Source organism: Phyllobacterium sp. P5_D12, from assembly GCF_054049495.1.
The window spans coordinates 1-7,004 of sequence record NZ_JBFUMG010000220.1 but is presented as its reverse complement, the minus strand read 5'-3'; the positions used below and the strand labels follow the sequence as shown (position 1 = coordinate 7,004).

3 protein-coding genes and 1 pseudogene are annotated in these 7,004 nt (G+C 54.8%); 1 reads left to right on the top strand and 3 read right to left on the bottom strand.

The window, feature by feature from the left end:
- Positions 1-1,214 precede the first annotated feature (1,214 nt).
- The 3 genes from ACXJ5O_RS15055 to ACXJ5O_RS15045 form a co-directional block, all read right to left on the bottom strand.
- Entirely contained in the window at positions 1,215-1,694 is a 480-nt protein-coding gene (locus tag ACXJ5O_RS15055) for a DUF3455 domain-containing protein (RefSeq protein ID WP_457300587.1), read from the bottom strand.
- A 140-nt stretch (positions 1,695-1,834) separates the two neighbouring features.
- Complete coding sequence (locus ACXJ5O_RS15050) at positions 1,835-2,914, bottom strand: efflux RND transporter periplasmic adaptor subunit (RefSeq protein ID WP_457300586.1); 1,080 nt, start codon at positions 2,912-2,914, stop codon at positions 1,835-1,837.
- A gap of 164 nt (positions 2,915-3,078) precedes the next feature.
- A complete protein-coding gene (locus tag ACXJ5O_RS15045) occupies positions 3,079-6,252 on the bottom strand; it encodes an efflux RND transporter permease subunit (RefSeq protein WP_457300585.1) in 3,174 nt (1,057 codons plus the stop codon).
- Positions 6,253-6,810: 558 nt separating this feature from the next.
- Between ACXJ5O_RS15045 and ACXJ5O_RS15040 the strand changes: the two are divergent.
- Positions 6,811-7,004: pseudogene (locus tag ACXJ5O_RS15040) on the top strand (efflux RND transporter periplasmic adaptor subunit); the annotation flags it as partial.

Genomic DNA, 7,004 nt, shown 5'->3' with positions numbered 1-7,004 from the left:
CGCGGGTATTGTTTCGTTGCGAAGGTTAGCTCGATGGATTCACCTCGCTYCGGCGACTGGCCAGATTTACTGCTGCCGCGAATACCCGATGCTAAGCCAGCGGATGCGTTGATCTTKGCAGAAGGACAGGTGCAGTTAGGTGTTCAACTGTTGCGTAACGCTCTTGCGACGTTGCAAGCGCAGCAACCTTATAGGGTGGCGGGTGAACTATCTGCGGATTGGCTGACGGTTCAATCGAGTGCGGGCAAATCGAACTAGCCCTCAGCACCGGAATTTCGATGCCACGCCTCATGTCTGAGTGAGCTTACCTCCCTACAGAGTCCCCCGGCGATCGTTGCCCTCCCTCGCGGTCGCTTCCTTGGGCAGCAGTGCTGAAACCGGCCTGCTGCCCCTTTCTTGTTGGCTCGCCTCTCTCATATCCCGAAGTTTTTTCAGCCAGCATGATCCGGACGCATGTAAGGCGGCTCGTTACGGTGCTCACCGACATGGCGAGGAACACGGCAGCGGGGGGAATTTGCGACCGAAATCGCCCCCGGGCGTACCGGGAGCGATTTCGCACCTATCTGGTGCCATACCTCACTTAATTCAGGTGAAACATGGAATGCGTATCCATGCGGCTCCCGAAGAGGTAGGACGGGCTGGTGGTGTTGCCCTCATTCGACTCGTCATGGAGTCCTATACGGTCGAAATTCTCACGAGTATTGCTAACGGATCTCCCCTCATGGGAGGCGCGCGATCCGCCCGAGTCGTGGGAGCCGTGCGAACCGCCCGAAGCGGCATAAGCGCTAGCGAACGGAGTGGAAATTAAGAGGGCAGCGATTGCAGTTCTGAAGATAAAAGAGCGCATTTTGGCGTCTCCTAAGTATTGAGGGCAACTTGGCGCCCTCCTTTTATAGGACCGTCCAGTTCCGTCGCGTCACGCTGGATATATAACTCCACCGCCGGCGGTTCTCGGTCTGCAAGTCCACAATATATACTATAAATAACAAGTCAAATTAACAAAAAATAATATTTATGTTACATATTTTGCTACAATAAGTCAGATCAAACACTTTTTTGACAAATATAATTCATTATTTTCGTGAAAATGTTCATAACATAATTATATATGTCATGACAGCAAAAATTTGTTGCCAACTTTTAGTTATTTAAATCTTACACATTGATGGTTTTAGTATAATATTACTGTGATCGTACCGTGAGAACTCGCCGGCTCAACGTCGGCCCGCGAGGAAAACATATTGTGCAGAGTAGGGTTCAACATGAAATGCTCCCTCAGTTCCGCAACGGCCCGAATATAGGCCGCCGTGCGTGTCCAGCCGCTGCACGGCGATAACGTTTGTCAGAACGCCGTCGCCACCTCGTTTCATGACCCGCAACATTAGCCAGGGGATATCATCCTTCGTCGCACCCGGCGCCTCGGCTTCGACTTTGCCGATGACACTGCTTCCATCGGTAAATTCCCATGATGGACCGCTAAAATGCCGGCCAACGGTGACCCCATCTTGAATGAGCGTCGCAAGGGGCTCGCGAAACTGCCACTGTGTTTTTCCAGCTCGATCTTCCTTGCACTCATACAACTGAACTCCCTCGGCATGGACATTCGCAACAACCGTCAATCGATCTGTGTCAAAGCCTGCCGGAACCTCAGCTGCATGAGCGGCGGGAGCGAAAAGCAAGGCTGCAGCCGTCATGATTATCAATGCTGGATGAAAGTGTGTGGAAGCACTGGACAAAGCATCGTCAGATTTGAGCTGAGGTTGGGCCAATCCATTTTCCTTGAGCATCTGCATATTCTTTGTCGCAATTATCGTCGAGCGAGCCGGACTTCTGATCAAGCTGGTGCGACGGTTTCGGTGTTGACGCGGACTTTACTACCTTCCACCAGTTGCACTGGCGGGTTACGAATGACCTTGTCGCCTTGCTTGAGGCCTTCCTTAACTTCGATGGTCGTTCCCAGATCTCTTGCCACAGCTACTTTTCTTATGTGAACAGTGCCATCCTCAACGACGGCCACCTGCAATCCGTTCGCGTTGAAGATGAGGGCGTCAGCGGGCACCGACAGGCTTGGCGTCTTGCGCGGAATCTGGAGCTGGACGGTGCAGTAGATTCCTGGCGTGAGGAGACCGTCAGGATTGGGCACGTCGATTTCAGTCAGCAAAGTGCGGGTCCCCGGCTGCAATGAATCGGCTATTCGCGTTACCGTCCCGGAAAAAATACGGCCCGGGGTCTCGGGAACCTCGATACTGGCCTTGTCACCGGGGCTAACCCCGAATGCTTCGTCCTGTGGCACGAAGACTTGCGTACGGATCACGTCTCCCTGCATGATGGCGAACATGAAGGTGCCGCTGGTCGTGTCGGCCTGCACAAGGCTACCCTTGTCAATGTTACGCTGGGTAATGATGCCATCAAAGGGCGCGACAACCTGCTGATAAAGTTGTTGCTGACTCAGCACCTCAAGTTGATCTTGCTGAGCCTTCACATTTGCCTGCGCGACACCCACCGTCGCCTGTTGCGCCTTTAGGGTCTGCACATCAATGGTACCCTGCTGCTGCGTAATCCAGCCTTTGGCGACCAGCGGTTTATCGCGATCCCACGTGACCTGTGCGAGGTCAGAATTAGCCTGCGCCTGTTTCAAAGCCGCCTGGAGTTGCCCCAAAGTAGCTTGGGCTTCCAGGATTTGGTCATCGAGTTCCGGCACGGCAATCTTGGCGAGCAATTGGCCTTTCTTTACATGATCTCCGATATCAACTTCACGTTGTTCGACATAGCCGCTGGCTCGTGCAAAGATTTCGACGTCGTCGAAGGCTGCGGTGGTTGCCGGGAGACTAACGGTTACGGTGTCGGTACTCGGCTTTATCTCGGCGACGTGCACAGATGGCACGAAATCGCGGAGCTGAACGGCAGTGGCCATAACCTCCTCGGCTCGCGAATGATATCCCCACGCACCAAAACAGAGTAACGCGACCAGCCCGAGCAGCGTGCCAAGCCCAACAAGCCAGCCTCCCCACCTGCGCGACACTTGCGGTTGTGGATTATAGATATGCTCGATGCGCCGATCTGACGGTTCTAAGGGTTTCATGCTAGTTCCTCGTTGAATACGCCGTGGGCCGCCTTGCCGTCCTGTCCGCCGCGAAGCATCGCAAACAGGTACGGGACGAAGAGGAGTGTCGTAGGAGTCGCGAACAGCAGGCCGCCGATGACAGCGCGCGCCAAAGCGGCATTCTGTTCCTCGCCGGCGCCACCTATGGCCATTGGGATCATGCCGACAATCATCGCTGCTGCAGTCATTAGCACAGGCCTGATGCGCGTATGACCGGCGTCGATCGCCGCCTGGAACGCCGGCTTGCCCGTCAGTTGCTGCTCTCTCGCGAACGTGACCAGCAAGATCGAATTAGCGGACGCGACGCCTACGGCCATAATCGCTCCCATAAAAGAGGGCACGTTAAGGGTTGTTCCGGTGACAAAGAGCATGACCAGTATGCCGCACAAGGTTGCAGGCAACGCCAGGATGACGACGAACGGATCACCGAAATTCTGGTAGTTTACGACCATCAACATATAAACGAACACCGCAGCGAACAGGAGACCGATACCAAGATCCCAGAAAGCGTCGTTCATACTCTGGATCTGGCCAGCGACCTGAATGGTGTTGCCGGGAGAAAGCTGCTTTTGCATATCCGTCACTATTGCGTTGATCTGGTTGGAAACGCTCCCGAGATCGCGGCCCTGAACGCTTGCGAAGACTTCATAAAGAGGCTGGATATTCGCCTGGTTACTATTGGTTGCGATGCTGCTCCGCTTGAATGTTGCGACATTGCTGAGCAGTCCTGGTATCTGAGTACCGGCTGTGGATATGGTTGAGGACACAGGCGTATTGCCGAGGTCGTTCAGGGAACTGATTTTTGGTTCAGGTGTCTGAACAGCGAGATAATACGGAATACCGGTCGTTGGATCAGTCCAGAAATTGGGCGAGACCTGTTCCGAGGAACTCAGGCTAACATTGATGTTCGTGGCGATGGTGTCTGCATTGAGGCCGAGTTGCGCTGCGCGCGTGCGATCGATCGTAGTGTCGAACGCCGGCGCGTTAACTTCCTGTTGGAGGTGGGCGTCCACGACGCCCGGAATGGCGGCGATGCGCCGCTGGAGCTCCGTTGCCACCCGCAGGTTTGTGGCACGGTCGTACCCGACGGTGCGGACATCGATTTGCGCGGGGAGACCAAAATTGAGAATCTGTGTGACGATGTCGGCCGACTGAAAATAGAACAGCACATCTGGAAACGCTTCCGGCAACGCTGATCGCAATTTGCGCACATAGTCGGCAGTAGGCGCGTGGCCAGGCTTGAGGGCGACAAGGATAACGCCATCATTGACGCCGATCGTCGAGCCGTCGGTGAACGCCAGGTTATACGCTCGGGCTGGGAGCCCGATATTGTCGACGACAAGCTGGCGGTCGCTGTCGGGAACGATCTCGCGAATCTTTTCCTCGACTTGCTGGAAGATGCGCTCTGTCGTCTCAATCCGCGTTCCAGCGGGCGCACGAACATGAAGTTGGATTTGGCCTCCATCGATCGCAGGATAGAAGTCCCGACCGACGAAGATCAGCAAGGTGGTTCCAAGGGCAAGGACCAGGACGGCGACGACCGGCATGATCAACCGACGTGTAAGCAGCAACGTCAACAGCCCGACATAGCGGACACGCATCGCCTCGAATCCATGCTCGAACCTGGCATGAAAGCGGGAGAACCAATTTTTCGACGTGCCATGCCGCTCACCCTTCAGCAACAGACCAATCGTGATCGGGGTGAGGGTTCTCGAAAGGGCATAGGACGCCAGCATGGCGAACACGACTGCCATGCCAAGCGGCGTGAACAAATATTTGGCCGGTCCCTCAAGGAAAACCACGGACGTGAACACGCAGCTGATGGCCAAGGTCGACACCAGCGTCGGCACAGCAATGCCTGCCGCTCCGTGCAGCGTCGCCTGCGCCAGCGATTGTCTTTCTTCAGTGAGCAACCGGTGCGTATTCTCGATCGTCACCGTAGAATCGTCGACAAGGATGCCCACGGCCAGTGCGAGGCCGCCAAGCGTCATGGTGTTGAGCGTCTCTCCAAGGAAATACAGCGCAATGACCGATGACAGGATTGCAAGCGGTATGGTTATCATGACGACCAATGTCGATCGCCACGATCCTAGAAACAGCAGGATCATCAGCGCAGTGAGGGCTGCCGCGATGGCGCCTTCGCGAAGCACGCCGGCGATGGACTGCTTGACGAATACCGACTGATCGAAAATCTCTTTGATCTCCATACCGGGAGGCGCGGACGCGCGTGCCGTAACCAATGCTCGCCGGACAGCATTGACCACTTCCAAAGTTGAAGCATTGCCATTCTTGATGACACTCAGAAGGACTGAACGACGCCCATCCTGACGAACGACGTTTTGCTGAACAAGCCAGCCATCATGAACCTGACCGACATCTTTTACGAAAACCGTAGCCCCATTGACCACTTTGACCGGAATGTCGTTGAGTTCATCGATCGTCGCCGGCGTCGCGTTCGTGCGCACAACGTATTGGGTATCGCCGATCTTGGCAGTACCTGAAGGTAGGGTCAGATTCTGCGTGTTAACTGCGTTGACGACGTCGAGTGGGGTGAGACCCTTGGCAAGCAGCTTCGACGGGTCCAGGTCAACCATGATTTGCCGGTATTTCCCGCCAGCGGGGGTTGGCAATGTGATACCGGGGATTGGCGCCAACTGCTGGCGAATGCGATAGATGCCATAGTCGTACAGCTGCTGCTCATTGAGTGTATCGGAACTCAGGCTGATCTGCAGGACGGGCACGCTGGAGGCATTGAACTGCACCACGAGCGGCGCCTGGATTCCTGCTGGCAAAAGCGCGCGGATGGCGTTTGTCGCCGACACAATCTGCGCAATTGCGAGATCAAGATTCACGTCCTGCTGAAAATAGATCTTCTGTATCGACAGCCCGCCTAGGGTCTGCGCTTCGATATTCTTGATGCCATTGACGTTGGAGCTGATTGCATACTGACTATAGGTGGTGACACGCTGCTCCATTTCAGGTGTGCTGAGGCCACCATAGCTCCAGATCACCGATACAACCGGAATGTTGATTTCCGGGAAGATATCCGTTCGCATCTCGTAACTTGCGACTCCGCCAAGAAAAAGTATTAAGGCGGCTAACACGTAGAATGTGTGCGGGAACCGCAGCGCGAACCGAACTATACCCATATCTATTCCGAAACCCCTGTTGTGCAGGAAGAGTGAGGGCGGAAGAGTTCCACCCATCGGCAATTTGTCCGGCCCGAGCGGTTCTGTCCGCGAGAGGCCTAGTCAAGACGGCAACTGGCAAATGCAATAAGAATGCTGAGTCTGTCGGCGAATAAGGCTCCGGTAGACATCGTCAAGATTCTTCGGCGCATTGGCATCGGGCTGTAGGTTAACGAGGCAAGGAAAGATGCTCCATCATACAGGCGTGGACGGGAATAATGCGCTCGTCTGATAAACTCATACTTTGGTTTGGGTGTCCGCAATCCAGATTGACTGTTATTATCGCCAGAACGGAAAGGCGTAAGCTTTGAGCTGGTTTTCGGCAAAATTGCCGCCGGCAACTGGCCCTGAGCGTGGCAATACTTGTCAAAGATCGATCACAACAAACTCGTGCAGAGCCTTGGACGGACCCCATCTAACTGACGGGCGCAGGATGATGACGACGGCGTCGAAGCGCATTGCCGTATTTCCTCGAACAATTAACGCGTCAATACCATGCAAGTCGACTTGGAGCACAGAATGCAAAGTTCACTTCGATACAAAGTCAGCATAGTCATTGGCGCAGTCGTGCTTGCTACAGCCGGAGTCTTCTGGCTCGCGAGTAACGATAAAACGGTCGCCAAAGATCAGCCCGCCGCTGCTCTTATACCGGTTGAAGCGTCAGCAGCGGTACAAAGTGATGTACCCGTCTATTTGAATGGTCTGGGCACAGT

Excerpts from the sequence above, each read along its gene's own strand:
- ACXJ5O_RS15055 (WP_457300587.1), bottom strand. The coding sequence starts at position 1,694 with ATGACGGCTGCAGCCTTGCTTTTCGCTCCCGCCGCTCATGCAGCTGAG.
- ACXJ5O_RS15050 (WP_457300586.1), bottom strand. The coding sequence starts at position 2,914 with ATGGCCACTGCCGTTCAGCTCCGCGATTTCGTGCCATCTGTGCACGTC.
- ACXJ5O_RS15045 (WP_457300585.1), bottom strand. The coding sequence starts at position 6,252 with ATGGGTATAGTTCGGTTCGCGCTGCGGTTCCCGCACACATTCTACGTG.